Annotated in this window: 12 protein-coding genes; 4 read left to right on the top strand and 8 right to left on the bottom strand. The window is 71.9% G+C overall.

From position 1 onward, the window contains the following. Window positions 1–37: 37 nt before the first annotated feature. From JN22_RS07635 to JN22_RS07650, 4 genes are all read right to left on the bottom strand, one after another. Entirely contained in the window at window positions 38–835 is a 798-nt protein-coding gene (locus tag JN22_RS07635) for a shikimate dehydrogenase family protein (RefSeq protein WP_085553309.1), read from the bottom strand. A 33-nt stretch (window positions 836–868) separates the two neighbouring features. Beyond that, on the bottom strand, window positions 869–3,427 hold the full coding sequence (locus JN22_RS07640) for a branched-chain amino acid ABC transporter ATP-binding protein/permease (protein ID WP_085553310.1): 2,559 nt from the start codon (window positions 3,425–3,427) through the stop codon (window positions 869–871). Next, entirely contained in the window at window positions 3,424–4,293 is an 870-nt protein-coding gene (locus tag JN22_RS07645; protein ID WP_085553311.1) for a branched-chain amino acid ABC transporter permease, read from the bottom strand. The genes JN22_RS07640 and JN22_RS07645 overlap by 4 nt, the downstream gene beginning before the upstream one ends. Window positions 4,294–4,374: 81 nt before the next feature. Beyond that, the gene (locus JN22_RS07650) at window positions 4,375–5,664 is read right to left on the bottom strand and encodes an ABC transporter substrate-binding protein (protein WP_143268176.1); all 1,290 of its coding nucleotides are present in this window, start codon (window positions 5,662–5,664) and stop codon (window positions 4,375–4,377) included. 368 nt (window positions 5,665–6,032) lie between these two features. On the opposite strand from JN22_RS07650, the gene JN22_RS07655 reads away from it, so the two are divergent. From JN22_RS07655 to JN22_RS07670, 4 genes are read left to right on the top strand one after another with little or no spacing between them, the layout of a single operon-like run. Further along, window positions 6,033–6,944, top strand: coding sequence for an IclR family transcriptional regulator (locus JN22_RS07655; protein ID WP_085553312.1), 912 nt, complete (start codon window positions 6,033–6,035; stop codon window positions 6,942–6,944). Continuing rightward, entirely contained in the window at window positions 6,941–8,713 is a 1,773-nt protein-coding gene (locus JN22_RS07660) for an FAD-dependent oxidoreductase (RefSeq protein WP_085553313.1), read from the top strand. The genes JN22_RS07655 and JN22_RS07660 overlap by 4 nt, the downstream gene beginning before the upstream one ends. A 39-nt stretch (window positions 8,714–8,752) precedes the next feature. Then, window positions 8,753–9,367, top strand: a complete 615-nt coding sequence (locus JN22_RS07665) for an NIPSNAP family protein (RefSeq protein WP_085553314.1) — start codon at window positions 8,753–8,755, stop codon at window positions 9,365–9,367. A 25-nt stretch (window positions 9,368–9,392) separates the two neighbouring features. Continuing rightward, window positions 9,393–10,271 (top strand): sugar phosphate isomerase/epimerase family protein, encoded by an 879-nt coding sequence (locus tag JN22_RS07670; protein ID WP_211099596.1) that lies wholly within the window; start codon window positions 9,393–9,395, stop codon window positions 10,269–10,271. Between the two features lie 15 nt (window positions 10,272–10,286). Here JN22_RS07670 and JN22_RS07675 read toward each other — a convergent pair whose 3' ends face one another. The 4 genes from JN22_RS07675 to JN22_RS07690 form a co-directional block, all read right to left on the bottom strand. Next, window positions 10,287–13,112, bottom strand: a complete 2,826-nt coding sequence (locus JN22_RS07675) for a bifunctional diguanylate cyclase/phosphodiesterase (protein WP_085553315.1) — start codon at window positions 13,110–13,112, stop codon at window positions 10,287–10,289. After that, entirely contained in the window at window positions 13,112–13,618 is a 507-nt protein-coding gene (locus tag JN22_RS07680; protein ID WP_085553316.1) for a hypothetical protein, read from the bottom strand. Before JN22_RS07680 ends, JN22_RS07675 begins: the two co-directional genes overlap by 1 nt. A 195-nt stretch (window positions 13,619–13,813) precedes the next feature. Next, window positions 13,814–14,719 (bottom strand): ribose-phosphate diphosphokinase, encoded by a 906-nt coding sequence (gene prs / locus JN22_RS07685; RefSeq protein WP_085553317.1) that lies wholly within the window; start codon window positions 14,717–14,719, stop codon window positions 13,814–13,816. Between the two features lie 154 nt (window positions 14,720–14,873). Beyond that, window positions 14,874–17,396, bottom strand: a complete 2,523-nt coding sequence (locus tag JN22_RS07690; RefSeq protein ID WP_223677613.1) for a TonB-dependent siderophore receptor — start codon at window positions 17,394–17,396, stop codon at window positions 14,874–14,876. Window positions 17,397–17,499: the final 103 nt, after the last annotated feature.

Consider the following 17,499-nt stretch of genomic DNA (forward strand, 5'->3'; position numbering starts at 1 on the left):
TCTTTGTGACGGGTTGGGTGTTGCTGCGCCGTGCCTCTCAGCGTTTCCCGGCCAGCAGGAAATCCACCATCAGCCCCAGCAGGTTGGCGAACATGCCGCCGCCGACCTGGGTGCGGCAGCCGAGGCCGCGCGCCGCCACCACCAGCGGCGAGGCGGCCGGCGCGGTGATGACGCAGCCGACGAAGGTGGTGCGCTCAAGCCGCTCGACCGGGACCGGCAGCGGGTCGCCCGGCCGCATCCCGGCCGGGGTGGCGTTGGCGACGAGGTCGTAGCCGGCCGGGTCCGGCTCGCCCGCCCGCACCGCGCCGCCGAAGCGTTCGCGCAGGCGGCCGACCAGCGTGTCGCGCCGCGCCGTGTCCTCGTCGTGGATGGCGAGGTCGCGGACGCCGGCCTCCAGCAGCGACAGGGCGATGGCGGTGCCCGCACCCCCGGCGCCGACCAGCAGGGCGCTCTTGCCCTCCGGCTCGAACCCCTCGGCGCGGATGCCGCCGACGAAGCCCAGCCCGTCCACCATGTCGCCGGCCCAGCCGTCCGCCGTGCGGCGCATGACGTTGACCGCGCCGAGGAAGCGCGCCCGGTCGGTGACCTCGGTGCAGTGGCGGAAGCAGGCGAACTTGTGTGGCACGGTGACGATGATGCCGTCGACGTTGCGCGCCCTGGCGATGCCGGCCAGGAAAGCGTCGAGGTCGGCCGGCGTGACGTGGGCGGGCACCAGGATGGCGTTCTCGCCGCGCTCGGCGAAGGCCCGCGTGACGTGGGCCGGCGACTGCACCTGGGCGATGGGGTCGCCGACGATGGCGAAGACGCGGGTGGCGCCGTTCAGCATGGGCTGCATGGATTGGAAACTCCAGGATCGGGAATGCCGGGTTCAGGAATGGTCGGCGGCGATGGCCGCCGCCTCGGTCTCGCTGGGGTGGACGACGCCGAGCAGGCGGTGCTGGAGGGCGGTGTCGCGCTCCAGATCCTCGGCCTTGCCCTCGTAGGCGACCTTGCCGTTGACCAGCACATAGGCGCGGTCGACCAGCGACAGCACGGTTTCGGCGTGGTGCTCGACGATCACCAGGGCGACGCGGCCGCGCAGCTTGGCCACCGCCTCCATCACCTCCTTGACGACGGCGGGGGCGAGGCCCTCGAAGGGCTCGTCGAGCAGGATGACGCGGCTCGGCACCATCAGGGCGCGGGCGATGGCGACCATCTGGCGCTCGCCGCCCGACAGGTTCTCCGCCTTGGCGCGCTGGCGGGTGTGCAGGCGGGGGAACAGCGCGAAGACCTCCTCCACCGACAGGCCGCCGGGCCGCGCGGCGAGCCGCAGATTCTCCACCACCGTCAGGTTGGGGAACAGCCGCCGCCCCTCGGGCACCAGGGAGACGCCCTTGCGGTTGATCTCGTAGGGCTTGGCCCCCGTCAGGTCGGCGCCGTCCAGCGTGATCCGCCCGGCGCTGAGCGGGCAGCCGCCCATGATGGTGCGCAGCGTGGTGGTCTTGCCGACGCCGTTGCGCCCGAGCAGGGCCACCGCCTCGCCCTCGCGCACCACGAGGTCGAGCCCGTCGAGGATGCGGCTGCCGGCGTAGCCCGACGACACCCCCTCCAGCCGCAGCAGCGGCTTGCCGATGGCGGTGGTGGTGGCGGCGCGCGCCGGGGCGGTGAACCCGGTTTCCCCGTCCTTGGCGGCGCCGAGATAGGCGGCGATCACGTCGGGGTGGGCGGCGACGTCGGCCGGCTTGCCGTCGGCGATCAGCCGGCCCTGGTGCAGCACGGTGACGCGGTCGGACAGGCTCAGCACGCGGTCGATGTCGTGCTCGATCAGCAGCACCGCGTGGCGGGTGGCGAGCTGGCGGATCAGCGCGGCGACGACCTGCCGGTCGGCCTCGCCCAGCCCGGCCAGCGGCTCGTCGAGCAGCAGCAGCTTGGCCTCGGTCGCCAGTGTGATGGCGATCTCCAGCAGCCGCTGCTCGCCGTGCGACAGGTTGGTGCAGGGCTCCGCCGCGCGCTCGACCAGCCCGACCGAGGCGAGCAGCGACCAGGTGCGGGCGTTGACGGAATCGATGGAATGGGCGTCGCGCCACAGGCCGAAGCGCAGCGGGCTGCGCGCCTGGACGGCGATGCGGACATTCTCGAAGACCGTCAGGTTGCGGAAGACGCTGAGGATCTGGAAGGACCGCCCGATGCCGAGCCGGATGCGCTGGTGCATGGCCAGCCGGGTGATGTCGGTGCCGTCGAAGACGATGGTCCCGCGGTCGCTCGGCAGCACGCCGGTCAGCATGTTGAAGAAGGTCGTCTTGCCGGCGCCGTTGGGGCCGATGAAGCTGTGGAGCCGGTGCGGGTGGACCTCCAGGTCGATGTTGCTGGCGGTGACCAGCGAGCCGAAGCTCTTGCTCAGCCCCTTGACGGTCAGGATCGGCGTGCCGGCGTCGGCGTCCAGTTCGGTGCTGCGGTAGGGGGCGATGACGTCGGGGCGGCGCGGGATGCCGGCGCGGGTCAGGGTCCAGCGCTCCCGCCGCAGCACGCGCTGGGCGAGGCCGTGGATGCCCTCCGGCGACAGCAGCGCGAAGGCCATGATGATCGGGGCGAAGATCAGCCACCAATGCTCGGTCAGGCCGCTGAGCTTGTCCTCCAGCAGGATGAAGGCGATGGCGCCCCACAGCGGCCCGAGGAAATGATGCACGCCGCCCAGCACCGTCATCAGCAGGCTGTCGCCGGCGTGCTGCCAGCTCAGGTTGTTGGCGTAGGCGCCCTGCAGCAGGAAGGCCAGCAGCCCGCCGGCGTAGCCGATCAGCGCCGCCGAGATGACGAAGGCCGCCAGCTTCACCCGGTAGGTGTCGTAGCCCAGGCTCGCCACCCGCTGCTCGTTGTCGCGCAGCGCCTGGAGCACCCGGCCGAACGGTGCGTGGGCCAGCCGCCACAGGAACCACATGGCGGCGGTGACGGTGACGAGCGCGAAGACATGGAAGGACAGGAAGGAGGGGAACAGCCCGCGCGGCACGTTCTGCAACCCGTTCTCGCCGCCGGTCAGGTCGGTCCACTTGAAGGCGATCTCGAAGGCGATCTGCGAGCAGGCCAGCGTCAGCAGCGAGAAGTACAGGCCGCGCCGCTTCAGCACCACCGCCCCCAGCAGCGCCGCCAGCACCACCGAGACGGCGACGGTGACGGCCAGCCCGACGATCTCGTTGCCGACCAGATGCAGGGCGGCGAGCGCCGCCGCGTAGCTGGCCGTCCCGAAGAAGACCGAGGCGCCGAAGGGCACCAGCCCGGTGTAGCCGAGCAGCAGGTTCACCCCGGCGCCATAGAGCACGTAGATGGCGATCTGGGTGACGCGGCTGAGCGGCGTCCCGGTCATCTGCACGGCGACCGACAGGGCAACCAGGACGAGGACCAGCAGGACCAGCGGGTTCGACGCGAGGGTGGGGATCGAGGTGCGGCGGCTCATTCGAAGCGCTCCCAGCGTTCGCCGAACAGCCCGCGCGGCCGGACCAGCAGGATGGCGGCCATCAGCACGTACATCGCGGCGGCGGACGCCTCCGGCATGAATTGAATGGTCAGGGCGGTGACGACGCCGACCAGCAGGCCGGCGACGATGGCGCCCAGGTAGGAGCCCAGCCCGCCGATGGTGACGATGACGAAGGCCGGCATGATGGCGCCGGCCGCCATCGACGGCGTGACGGTCCACAGCGGCGCCGCCAGCACCCCGGCGATCCCGGCCAGCAGGCAGCCCAGCCCGAACACCCCGGTCAGCACGCGCGGCAGGTTGATGCCCAGCATCCCGACCATCTCGGCGTCGCGGCTGCCGGCGCGCAGGATGCGGCCGAAGGGCGTGAAGTTCAGGAAGGCCCACAGCCCGGCCAGGATCGCGACGGTCGCCGCCAGCACGGCCAGACGGTATTTGGTGATCAGCAGCGGGCCGTACTCGACGATGCCGGCCAGGAAGGGCGGCGGGCTGAAGGGATGGCCGCCGGCCCCCCAGGCCAGCCGGACCAGCGCCTCGATCAGCAGGCCGAGCGCGAAGGTCAGGATCAGCCCGATCAGCGGCTCCTTGCCGTAGAGCCGGCGGATCAGCAGCAGCTCGACCGCCATGCCGAGCAGCCCGACCAGCAGCGGCGCCAGCGGCACCGCCCACCAGCCGAACCATTTGTACAGCGTCAGCGCGAAATAGGCGCCGAGCGCGAAGAAGGCGCCGTGGGCGAAGTTCACGACTCCGAGAAGACCGAAGATGATGGAAAGCCCGACCGCTATGAGGACATAGAGAAAGCCGAGAACCAGTCCATTCACGATCTGAGGGATGAGCGTCTCGATCATGATGTGCGTCCTTGATGCATGCGAGGCAGGGGCGCGTGTGTTTCCCTCTCCCGTCCCGGAGGGCGGGAGAGGGCCTTGCGGTTACGCCCTGTTCATGGCGCAGGCGATCTCCTCGCGGGTGCCGAACTGCTTGTCCAGGTCCAGCGGGTTCTCCGGCGTGACCTTCACCACGTCCAGCCAGTCCCACTTGTCGGTGATCCTGTCCTTCACCTTCAGCACCAGCGACCGCCGCAGCATCTGGTGGTCCCAGTCGCGGTAATAGGCGGGGATGGCGCCGTCCTCGAAGCGGGCGGTCTCCAGCCCGCGCAGCAGGGCGGCGGCCTCCACCGACCCGGCCTGCTCGATGCCGCCCAGCAGGCTGCGCATGCTGAACCAGCCGAGCCACGCCTTGTCGGCCGGCGGCTTGCCGTATTTGCCCTGGTAGGCGGCGATGAACTCCATGTCGGCGGCGGTGTTGTTGGGGTCGCTGAAATGCCAGGGCTTGCCGTAGATGCCGGTCGCCGCCTCCGGCCCGATCGACCACAGGTCGGAATCGCCGATGATCGGGCAGGCCACCGGGATCCTGCCCTTCATCCCCATGTCGGCGAACTGCTTGAGGAAGGCCGACAAATCGCCGCCCGGCAGGCCGGCGACGATCACGTCGGGCTTGGCCTGCCGGATCTTCAGCAGGAAGGAGCTGAAATCCGTGGTGCCGAGCGGCGTCTTGTCGAAGCCGGCCTCGGTGCCGCCGAACTCGTCGAGCTGCTTCCTCATCTCGGCGTAGACGTCCATGCCGTAGGCGTAGGACGCGCAGATGAAATACCATTTCTTGCCGATGGCGGCGAGCTGCGGCCCGATCGCCCGGCTGGCGACCGGCGTCGTCGTCAGGACGCGGAAGGTGTAGGGGTTGCACTCCTTCCCGGTGATCTCGCGCGCCGCCGCGTTGGGCGTGATGAAGGGCACCTTCGCCCGTTTGGCGGCGGCGCTCATGGCCAGCGCGGTGCCGCTGTTGGTGCCGCCCAGGATGGCGGCGACCTTCTCCTCCTCCGCCAGCTTCTGGAAATTCTGCTGGGCCGCCTGCGGGCTCGGCTCGTCGTACCAGACCAGCTGGACGGGACGGCCGAGCGCCTGCGATTTGGCCTGTTCCAGCGCGATGGTGGCGCCGTTCACCAGCAGCTCGCCCTGCTCGGTCCAGGTGCCCTGCTTGGCGAAGACGAGGCCGACCTTCAGCGGCACCTCGCCGCGCGCCGACAGGATGAAGGGGCCGCCGGCGGCCAGCGCGGCGCCGCCGATCACGGCGCGCCCGGCGCCGGTCAGCAGGCCGCGCCGGCTGACGCCCCGCGCGGTTCCCGGCGCGGTCCCCGGCGTGTTGGTGAACTTCATGTCCGTCATCTGCGCTCCCTCCATGTGTGCGGCCCCGTGTCCGGCCGCGTGGACGGCCGGTGCTTGGCTTCGGCGATTGTTGGTGGGGCGGTTATAGCTTGAAACCGGAACTCTATTCCAGTATGAATTTCAGAAATTGGAATTGTGTCCCATTATAGCGATGCAAACCGGAACAGAATGGAAAGCGGCCGACGATGCCAGCCATGGCTCACCCAGACCTTCACGCCCCGGCGACGCGCGCGGCTTCGGCCCTCGCCACGGGCGGTTCCGCTTCCCATGAATTCCGGTCCGGCCACGGCGCGGTGGAATCGGGTTCCGGCAAGGGCGTACACTCGCCGCCCTCCGGCACTCCCCCACCCGACGACAGGACACGGACGATGGCGCGCACGCCCTCCACCACTCCGGCTTCCGAACAGGCACTCTCCGAGCAGGCGGTCTCCGGCCAGCCGGCGGCCCGCGACCGCACCGGCATCCTCGACCGGGTGCTGGCGATCCTGGAGCTGCTGGCGGTCCACACCGAGGGGCTGCCGCTGCACGAGATCGCCGCGCGGCTCGACATTCCGCGCAGCGCCTCGCACCGGCTGCTGACCGACCTGATCGGCCATGGCTATGTCCGGCAGGACGGCGAGCGCGGCGGCTACATGCTGACCGCCAAGCTGGTGTCGCTGGGATTCACCTATCTGTCGGGCAGCGGCGTCGTCGACCTCGCCCAGCCGGTGCTCGACCGGCTGGCGCTGCGGACCGGGGAACTGGTGCGCCTGTCGGTCGTCGACACCGACCGGCTGACCTGGGTCGCCAAGGCGCAGGGCGCGCGCACCGGCCTGCGCTACGACCCCGACATGGGCATGGAGGCGCCGCTCGCCTGCACCTCGGCCGGCTTCGCCTGGCTGTCCTGCCTGGGCGACGACGAGGCGCTGGCGCTGATCGCCAGGCAGCGCGCCCGCATGCCGGAGCAGCCGCTGGGCCCGCGGGGGCCGCGCGGCGACGAGGAGATCCTGGAGCACATCCACCTCGCCCGCCGCCGTGGCTACAGCATCGCCATCGAGACCTTCACCGCCGGCATGGCCGCCATCGCCGCCCCGATCCGCACCCGCGAGGGGCGGCCGGTCAAGGGCTGCGTCAGCGTCGCCGGCCCCTATGTGCGCGTGACCGAGCCGCGCCTGCACGAGATGGCGCAGGATCTGCTCGCCGCCGCCGCCGAACTCGCCGCCACCGGCCTGGGTTCGCCGGCCTTCCACCGGCTCCGCCGCGACCGCGACGGGGACATCTTCAGCGGTTCGGGACCATGACGGACATTGTTCAGGGAACATCGGCTCGGGAAGCACCGGCTTCGCGAGCACCGGCTTCGGACGCATCGGCCAGAACGGCGCCCGTCTGCGACGTCCTGGTGGTCGGGTCGGGGGCCGGCGGCCTGTCGGTCGCCGTGACGGCGGCGTGGCACGGGCTGGACGTGCTGGTCGCCGAGAAGGCGCCGCAACTGGGCGGCACCACGGCGTGGTCGGGCGGCTGGCTGTGGATCCCGCGCAACCCGCTGGCCGAGGCCGCCGGCATCCGCGAGGACGCCGAGGAGCCCCGGCGCTATCTGCGCGCCATCCTCGGCAACCAGTACGACGCCGGGCGGATCGACGCCTTCCTGGAAAACGGGCCGCGCATGGTGTCCTTCTTCGAGGAGCACACCGCCGTTCGTTTCGTCGCCGGCAACGCGGTGCCCGATTTCGACGGCGACGCGCCGGGGGCGGCCACCGGCGGCCGGTCGGTCTGCGGCGCGCCCTATGACGGGCGGGAGCTGGGGGAGGCGGTGGCGCTGCTGCGCCGCCCCCCGGCCGAGATGACCCTGCTGGGCATGGGCATCGCGTCGGGCGCCGACCTCTGGCATTTCCTCAACGCGCGGCGCTCGCTGCGCTCGGCCCTGCACGCCGGGCGGCGGCTGGCCCGCCACGCCGTCGATCTGGTCCGCCACGGCCGCGCCATGCAGCTCGTCAACGGCGAGGCGCTGGCCGGCCGGCTGCTGAAATCGGCGCTGGATCTGAAGGTGCGCTTCCGCACCGGCTCCCCCGTCCTGCGGCTGATCGTCGAGGAGGGCGCCGTGCGCGGCGCCGTGCTGCGCACGCCCGACGGCGAGGTCGCGGTGCGCGCCCGGCGCGGCGTCGTGCTGGCGGCCGGCGGCTTTCCCCACGACCCGGAGCGCCGCAGGGAGCTGTTCGGCCACGCGCCGACCGGGGCGGAGCATTGGTCCGCCGCCCCACCGGACAACAGCGGCGACGGGCTGCGTCTGGGCGAATCGGCGGGGGCGGAGGTCGAGCGCGGCCTGCGCGACGCCGGGGCCTGGGCGCCGGTGTCGCGGCTGGTCCAGCGCGACGGCTCGGTGCTGCATTTCCCGCACCTGATCGACCGCGGCAAGCCCGGACTCATCGCCGTCACCGCCGCCGGCCGGCGCTTCGCCAACGAGGCGAACTCCTACCACGCCTTCATGCGCGACCTCCTGGCCGCCGTGGGGCCGGGGGAGGAGGCCGCCGCCTGGCTGGTCTGCGACCATCGCTTCCAGCGCCGCTACGGGCTGGGCGCGTCGAAGCCCTTCCCGGTGCCGCTGGGGCGCTACCGGCGCAACGGTTATCTGGTCAGCGCGCCGACCCTGGAGGAGCTGGCGCGGCGCTGCGGCATCGACCCGGCCGGGCTGGCGGCGACGGTCGAGGCCTTCAACCGCGACGCCCGCGCCGGCCGCGACCCGGCCTTCGGGCGCGGCGGCACACCCTACAACCGGGTGTCGGGCGATCCCGGCCACGGCCCCAACCCGACGCTCGGCCCCATCGAGCGCGCCCCCTTCCACGCGGTGAGGATCGTGCCGGGCAGCCTGGGCACCTTCGCCGGCCTGAAGACCGACGCGGCGGCCCGCGTGCTCGGCCGCGACGGCCGGCCGATCGCCGGGCTCTACGCCACCGGCAACGACATGGCCAGCGTGATGGGCGGCCATTACCCCAGCGGCGGCATCACGCTCGGCCCCGCGATGACCTTCGGCTATCTGGCCGGACTCGATCTGGCGCGAAAGGCGGCCGGCTGACCGGCTCATTCTTCTTCACGACTCATTCCGGAGACCATTATGGAACGCTACGAACTGGCGACGCTGTCCACCACGATGGGGGCGGCGGCGAAGCTGGGCGCGCGCCTGCGCGACTTCTGCGCGGCGGACGGCGCGCGCGGCCGTCTTCTCGGCGCCTGGGCGTCGGACATCGGCCCGTTGAACCGCGTCCTCGTGCTGCGCGGCTTCGACAGCGCCGCCGACGCGGCGGCCGAGCGCGCGCGCACGCTGGCCAGCGCCGACCCCTTCGGCGCCGGGGAGGTCCTGACCGGCCTGTCGCTCGACACGCTGGCGCCCTTTCCCGGACTGCCTCCGGTCGAGCCCGGCGCCTTCGGGCCGATCTACGAGATCCGCTCCTACGTGCTGAAGACCGGCGGGCTGGCCCCGACGCTGGAGGGCTGGGCGGAGGCGCTGCCCGGCCGCACCAAGCTGTCGAAGCTGCTGCTGGCGACCCACGCCGTGGACGGCCCGCCGCGCATCGTCCACATCTGGCCCTACGCCAGCCTGGAGGAACGGTCGCGCCTGCGCGCGGAATCGGTGCGCGTCGGGGTCTGGCCGCCCAGGAGCGCGGTCTGGCTGACCCCCGCCATGGAGTCGACCATCGGCCTGCCGCTCGACGTCTCGCCGCTGACCTGAGCCCGTTTCCACCTTCGAGGATCCCATGACCATGGGCCACAGCTTCTCACTCGCCCATCTCACGGTGCTGGACGTGGCGCCGCCGGAGATGGTGGCGCTGGCCGCCCGCGCCGGCTACGACCGCATCGGCGTCCGCCTGCTGCCGGCCACCCCCGGCGGGCCGGCCTATCTGATGGACGACCCGCCCATGCTGCGGGACACGCTGGCCGCCATCGCCGACACCGGCGTCACCGTCTTCGACCTGGAGATCATCCGGCTGGAGCCGCACACCGACCTCGCCGCCTTCACGCCCTTCCTGGAGGTCGGGCAGGCGCTGGGCGCCAGGGCGATCCTGGTCGCCGGCAACGACCCCGACGAGGCCCGCCTGACCGCGCGCTTCGCCGGGCTGTGCGAGGCGGCGGCCCCCTACGGCCTGACGGCGGATCTGGAGTTCATGCCGTGGACCGACGTGCCCGACCTGTCCAAGGCGGCGCGCGTCGTCCGCGCCGCCGCCCAGCCCAACGGCGGCGTGCTGGTGGACGCGCTGCATTTCGACCGGTCCGGCAGCCGCATCGCGGAGCTGGCCGCCCTGCCGCGCGAGTGGCTGCACTACGTCCAGCTCTGCGACGCCCCGGCCGAGCGGCCGGCCACCACCGAGGGGCTGATCCACGCCGCCCGCGCCGAGCGGCTGTTTCCCGGCGAGGGCGGCATCGACCTGCTCTCCATCCTGCGGCCGCTGCCGCGCGACGTGCCGCTGAGCCTGGAAATCCCGACCGACAGGCTGGCCCGCAGCGTCGGTCCCGAGGAGCGCGCCCGCCGCGCGCTGGCCGCCGCCAAGGCCGTGCTCGCCCGTTTGGATGAGGCCGGGGAGGGGCAGGGGGAAGGACAGGGGGAGGGGCGTCCGCTCGCGGGCGTCGCGCGCTGAGCGTCCGGCGGCGCGTCACCCCGCCGGAGTCGCGTCCCGCGCCGCCAGCCCGGCCAGCAGGGCCTCCATCTGGTCGGGCGGCAGCGGGCGGCTGAACAGGTAGCCCTGGTAGCTCTCGCAGGCGAGGTCGCGCAGAAGCTGCAACTGGGCCTCGTTCTCGACCCCCTCGGCGATCACCGACAGGCCGAGGCTGCGGCCCAGACCGACGATGGCGCGCGGCACCGAGGCGTCGCTCGCCCCGCTCGACAGATCCTGGATGAAGGAGCGGTCGATCTTCACCTTGTCGATCGGCAGCCGGTGCAGGTAGCTGAGCGAGGAATAGCCGGTGCCGAAATCGTCCAGCGCGATCAGCACGCCGCGTTCCTTCAGCCCGGCCAGCGTCGCGGCGGCGGTGTCGATGTCCTCGATCAGGGTGCTTTCGGTGACCTCGATCTCCAGCTCCGGCCCGGCCAGCCCGTTGGCGTCGAGCGCCTGGGCGACCTTGACCGGCAGCAGCCCGTCGCGGAACTGGGCGCCGGACAGGTTGACGGCCACCGGCACCGACAGGCCGAAGCGGTCGCGCCAGCGGCGGATCTGCGCGCAGGCCTCCGTCAGCACCCAATCGCCCATGGCGATGATCAGGCCGGTTTCCTCGGCCACCGGCAGGAAGCGGCCGGGCATGACCAGCCCGTCCTGCGGGTGGCGCCAGCGGACCAGCGCCTCCAGCCCGACGATGCGGCCGTCGGCGGTGGCGACCTGCGGCTGGTAGACCAGGAACAGCTCGCCGTCGCGGATCGCCCGGCGCAGGCTGGCCTCCAGATCCATGCGCTCGCGCGACTTGGCGCCCATCTCGCGGGTGACGAAGCGGTAGGCGTTCCGGCCGGTCTCCTTGGCGTTGTACATGGCGATGTCGGCGCAGCGGATCAGCCCCTCGACGTCGTCGGCGTCGTCGGGGTAGAGGCTGATGCCGACGCTGGGGGTGACGACGAAGCTCTGCCCGCCGACCTGGAAGGGGCTGGCGAGCTGGGCCACCACCGTTTCGGCGACCGCCGCCGCGTCGGCGGGGTCGGCCACCTGGCGGACGACGATCAGGAACTCGTCGCCGCCCAGCCGGCCGACCGTGCCGGTGTCGCGCAGCCCCGCCTGGAGCCGCCGGGCGACCGAGCGCAGCACCTCGTCGCCGAAGGAATGGCCCAGGCTGTCGTTGATCACCTTGAAACGGTCGAGGTCGATGAACAGCACGCCGACCTTGCCGCCGTCGCGCCTGGCCTCGTGCAGCGCCTGGGCGATGCGGTCGAACAGCAGCACCCGGTTGGGCAGCCCCGTCAGCGCGTCGAAATGGGCGAGATACTGGATGTGCTGCTCGGCCCGCCGCTTCTCGCCGATGTCCTCGGCGAAGGCCAGCACGAACATCAGCTCTCCGTCCGCCGTCACCGGCTGGAAATGCAGGCTGAAATGGCTGCGCCGCCCGCCGGTCAGCAGCGGCTGGTCGGTTTCCAGCTTGCCGCTCTCGCCCTGGAGGGCGGCGTCGAGCGCGAAGACGACCGCCGGGTCGCCGGCGCGCAGCCGCAGATCGACCCCGACCACCGCGTCGCGCCCGCGCCCGGCGGCCCGCGCGAAGGCCGGATTGCACTCGACGACCAGCCCGTCGCCGCCGATCACCGCGATGCCGAGCGGCGCCTGGGTGAAGAGCTGGGTGCGTTCCGCCTCCTGGCGGCGCAGCGAGGCGGTCATCCGTTCCGCCAGCACCAGCGCGCGGGCGCGGGTGGCGGTCATCGTCCGCAGCAGCAGGAACAGCGCGGCGCTCAGCGTCAGCCCGCCGGCCAGGACCGCCGGCGGCCCCCATTCCTCGACGCCGATCCCGCCGGCGGGCTGGCTTTCGTAGCGCACCGTCCAGACCCGCCCGCCCAGCGGCAGCTCGCGGACCACCGAGATCGGCGCCGGCGCGGCGGGCAGGAGGGAGGGCGGCAGGAGGGCGAAGGGCAGCAGGGGCGGCGGCGCCGTCGTCGGGCCGCCGTTCCGGTAGAGCGGGAAGTCGGCCTCGCCGGCCGGCGTGTCGAAGACCTCGACCAGCACGTCGTGGCGGCCGCTGCCGAACAGCCCGTCGATCAGCGGCATGACCCGGACCGGGGTCAGCACCACCCCGGTGAAGGAGGCGCGCCGCGCCTCGGGCGTGGGCGGCGGCGGGTCGTCGCGGTAGGTGGCCTGGAACAGGATGAAGGCCGGCTGCGCGCCGCCGGCCTCGTCGACCTTCAGGGTGATGGCGCGCGTCGCCGTCGGCTGGCCGCTGTCGCGCGCGCGCTCGATGGCGTCGCGGCGGATGCCCTCCGACAGCAGGTCGAAGCCGAGCGCGCGGATGCTGGTCTCGTTGGCCGGGGCGGAGAAGATGTTGATCGCCCGCTCGGCCCCGCCGCGCTCGGGCCAGACGCGGAAGCCGGGGGCGTCGTCGGCGCGCATCGCGGCGGCGAGGTCGTCGGCCCGCCCGGCGCCGACGGCGCGGGCGTAGGCCACCGCCAGGATGCCGGGATAGCGTTCGGGAATGCGCAGCGCCTCGACGAAGCGGTTCCATTCGGCGCGGCGGAGCTGGGGAAAGGCGGTGACGACCGACGCGGCGCTGCGCGCCACCTGCTCGTACACCCGCAGACGGTCGCCGAGCTGGCTGTGCAGCTCCTCCACCCGGATGGAGAAGCGGTGCTGCGCCTGCTCGTGCAGGGAGAGCGCCGAGCGGTCCCAGGCCAGCACCGACAGCAGGATCCCGCCGGCCAGCACCAGCCACGGAACGCCGCGGACGGCGGGCGGGCGCGGCGGATCGGAGGGCGGCGGATCGGGCCGGCCGGCGTCCGGTTCCGGGACCGGCTCCATCAGAATTCCTTCAGAATCTTCGGGCTGTTCACCAGAAGCCGTTCGATCATGCCCAGGATGTGCTCGATCTTGGTGCGGGTGGCGTCCAGCTCGTCGGCGGTCTTGTCGTCGATGCCGGCCTCCATCAGCATGGTGTCGAAGCTGTGCAGGGTCTCGTTGAAGGCCTTCTGTTCGGCCTCCAGCACGTCGAAGGCGCCGAGCGAGCTGGTCAGCGCCAGCGGCGGGTCGCTGATGAAGGCGTGGCTGATGTCGGTGAAGATGGCGATGGCGGTCAGCTTCTGCCGGATCACCCATTGCGGGAAGTTGGCGGGCAGCTCCTTCCCGGCCTCCGCCAGCCGCTCCTGGATGGAGAAGACCAGCCCCTGGATGTCGAGGTAGGCGTTGCGGATTTCGCGGAAGCGCGGAAAGGTCTTGGGCTTTCCCGCCGCGCGCAGCCGGCCCAGCGCCACGACATCCTCCGACAGCTTGCGGGCCATCCGGAGAACGACGTCCGTCACCTTCGCCACAGTCCGCCTCCGCTCACGCCCGCCGCTCCGATCGCCGATGGATTCGCGGCAGAGCCTACACCAAACCGGACGGAATCGTTAGCGTCGCGAAACCCCGAGGCGGTGTTGCGGCGTTCTGCATCAGGTCCTTGGCGCCGGGCCGGGCGGCGCCGGCCGTGGTTGGCTTTCGGCGCCGGCCGTGGTTGGCTTTCGGCGTCAGCCGCCGTCGGTCTCGAAGCCGCGGATGGCCTCGGCGATCAGCCCGGCGAGCGGCAGCGCGTTGGTCGGGTGGGGCACCCCGTCGCAGGACAGCGGCAGCCCCAGCCCCTCCGCCTGGAAGCGGGCGGCGACGGCCTCGCCGAACAGGGCGTGGACGCCGAACACCCGCAGCGACGCCGCCCCCAGGCCGCGCGCGGCGCGCGCGCAGGAGAAGATCGTCTCGCCGGAGCTGATCACGTCGTCGACGATCACCGCCGGGCGGCCGGCGAGCGGGGCGTCGGCCGGCAGGACGACCGTCACGTCGCGGTCGCCGCGCCGTTCCTTGCGCCCGACGACGCCGGCGAGGCCGAGCGGGCCGGCCACCGCCTCGACCAGCGGGGCGGCCTCCTCGTCGGGGCCGACGATCACGGCGTCGGCGGGAACGCCCTCGGCGCGCAGCCGCTCGGCGATCGGGCCGGCGCCGGTCAGCGCGCGGGACGGGCAGCCGACGAAGACCTCGTCGAGCGTGTGGGTGCGGTGGAGGTGCGGCTCGACGCAGACGAAGCGGTCGAAGCAGCGCCCCAGCCAATCGCCGATCACCGTCTGGCTGACCGGCTCGCCCGGCCTGAAGATGGCGTCCTGGCGCATGTAGGCCATGTAGGGCGCCACCAGGCACAGCTCCGTGGCGCCCTGGCGGCGCAGCACCGAGGCGGCGAGCGTCAGCTCGACCAGCTTGTCGTTCGGCTGGTCGAGCGAGCGGTAGACGATGGCGCGCTCCACCGGCTGCGGCAGCCGGACGAGGCTTTCCCCGTCGGGGAAGCGGTGCAGTTCGGCGATGTGGCAGGGGATGCCGAGCGCCTCGCCCAACTCCCGCGCCGCCTGCGCCGATTCCGGAAACCCGTAAACGCCCGTATAGCGGGCCATGCCCCGTCTCCCCGTCACCCTGTTCCGGTCAAGGTGGGGTAGCTTGGCCCAGGAGGTTGCGGGCGGTCAACCGTCACCAATGGACGAGAACGGGCGGCCGAGAACGGGCGGACGAGAACCGGCGGCCGCGTCGCGACGCCGCCGGTTCGGACTATCACCAGTTGGCTTTCAGGGTGAACAGCACGTTGCGCGGCTCGCCGTAGAAGCCGTTGCTCTGGATGCTGGTCAGGTACTTCTTGTCGAACAGGTTGTTGAGGTTGACCGCCGCCGACACCTTCTCGGTGATCTGGTAGCGCGCCATCAGGTCGACCACCGCGTAGCCGTCCTGGTCGTAGCGGCTGCGGCCGGTGCCGTTGTAAATTCCGCCCTGCCATTTGACGTTGCCGCCGACGGTCAGGCGGTCCCAGGCGCCCGGCAGCCGGTAGGTGGTGAACAGCTTGAAGCTGTCCTTGGGGACGTAGGTCATCAGCTGCTGGCCGCCGGCGTCCTTGATACTGGTGTGGCTGTAGCCGCCGCCGACCTGCCAGCCCTCCAGCACCTCGCCGGACAGCTCCAGCTCGAAGCCCTTGCTCTTGGCGCCCTTGGCCGCCTTGTAGGCCTGCCCGCCGTCGGGGGTGAAGCGGCCGGAATCGACGACCGCCAGATTGTCCTGCTGGATCAGGAACACCGCCGCGCTGGCGTTGAGCCGGCCGCCGAGGAACTCGGCCTTGACGCCGGCCTCGTAGGCGTCGCCTTCCAGAGGGTCGAGGGTCTGGCCGGCGGCGTCCTTGCTGTCCTGCGGCTTGAAGATGCTGGTGTAGCTGCCATAGACCGACCAGATGTCGGTCAGGTCGTAGACGATGCCGGCGTAGGGTGTGAAGACGCCGTTCTCCGACCGCTTGCCGTAGGTGCCCGCCGCGCCGTTCGGGTGGCCTTCCTCGCTCTGCTCCCAGCGGCTGAGCCGGCTGCCGAGGATGACCGACAGATCGTCGGTCGGCCGCAGCCGGGTCGCGGCGTAGACGGCCGTCTGCCGCTCGTTGGTCTGCGACCAGCCGGTCGGGGTCAGCGTCGGCTGGGCGATGTTGCCGTTCCAGGTGAAGTAGTTGGGGATGTCGGTGTTGTAGCCGTTGATGTACCAGAGCGGGTAGCTGAGGCCGCTGCGCTTGGCGTAATAGCCGCTGATGCCGGCCATCAGCTCGTGGCGCCGTCCGAACAGCTCGAACGGGCCGCTGACGTCGGCGTTGACCGAGGTCTGCTGGAGGTTGGATTGCCAGCGGCCCGGCCAGACGCCCATGCCGGTGCCGTCGCGGTTCAGGCTGCCGCGCACGCCATAGCCGAGCAGCCCGTCATAGCTGCGGTTGTTGTGCTCGACGTTCAGCGTCGCGGTCCAGCCGTCGGCGAAACGGTGCTTCACCTCGCTGAAGACCGTCAGGTTGTCGTGCATGAAGTACGCCCAGTTGGCGCCGCTGTTGTAGGAGCGGGAAAAGTCGGTTCTCGTCCCGTCGGCGTAGAACAGCGGAAAGCCGGCGCGCGACGCGTTGTCGGACTTGTGCTTCTGGTACTCGACCCCGACGGTCCAGGTCGTGTCCTCGGTGACGTCGGCCTCCAGGACGCCGTAGAGCACCCTCTTGCGCTCGTGCAGGCGGTCGATGAAGGTGTCGTTGTCCTGGTAGGCGCCGACGACGCGGCCGCGCAGCCGGCCGTTCCCGACCAGCGGGCCGGACAGGTCGGCCTCGCCCCGGTAGCGGTCCCAGGAGCCGACCTGCCCCTGGAGATAGCCCTGGACGGTGGCGGTCGGCCGCTTGCGGACCAGATTGACCGCCGCCGACGGGTCGCCGACGCCGTTCAGCAGGCCGGTCGCCCCGCGCACCACCTCGACGCGGTCGAAGATCGCCATGTCGGAGATGGAATCGTCGAAGCCGTAGACGGTCGAGCGCGGGATGCCGTCGACCTGGAAGTTCTTCACGGCGAAGCCGCGCGCGAAGATCTCGGAGCCGTCGCTTCCCAGCGACGCGTTCTGCATGCGCGTCACGCCGACCGTCTGGTCGAGCACCTCGCGGATTTCGGTCCGCCCCTGGTCCTCGATGCGCTGGCGGGTGATGACGCTGACCGACTGCGGCGTCTCGCGCGGCGACAGCGGCAGCTTGGTGGCGGTGGCGGTCGAGCCGGTGGCGTAGGAGCCGGTCCCCTCGGTGCGGCCCCGGTCGGTCAGGCTGGCGCCCTGCACCGTCACCGGGTCGAGCACCATCGCCCCGCCGGCGCCGGCGGCGGCCTTCTCCAGCGTCACCGTCTCGGCATCGACGAAGCGCGCGGTCAGGCCGGTGCCCGACAGCAGGCGGATCAGCGCCTCGCGCGGCGACAGGCTGCCCGACACGCCGGGCGAGGAGAGCCCTTGCGCGATCCCGGTCGGGTACAGAAGCTGGAAGCCGGTGGCCTGACCGTAGGCGGCCAGCGCGCCCGGCAGCGGGCCGGCGGCGATGGCGAAGGTCACGGTCCGGCCCTGCTGGGCCACCTGAGGCGCGGCCGCCGCCCCAGCCGCCCCACCAGCCGCCGCCCCAGCCGCCGCGATGGTCGCCGGGCCGGTCGCGGCCAGGGCGCCGTGCAGGGCGGTCGTGGCCAGCAGCATCCCCATCGCCGCCGGCTTCCAGCCGATCCGCGCCCTGTTCTCCCGCGCCGAGCGCGCCCCAGATCCGATCATCGCCAAGACCCCCGTCATTATGCGAATGAGTTGCATTTACCTTTTGGCGAGTCAGGACGCTGGCCGAAGGGGGGATCCTCACCTCGTTTCGAAGAAAAATTCG

It is taken from the genome of Azospirillum agricola (assembly GCF_020005195.1).
Classification (GTDB): domain Bacteria; phylum Pseudomonadota; class Alphaproteobacteria; order Azospirillales; family Azospirillaceae; genus Azospirillum; species Azospirillum agricola.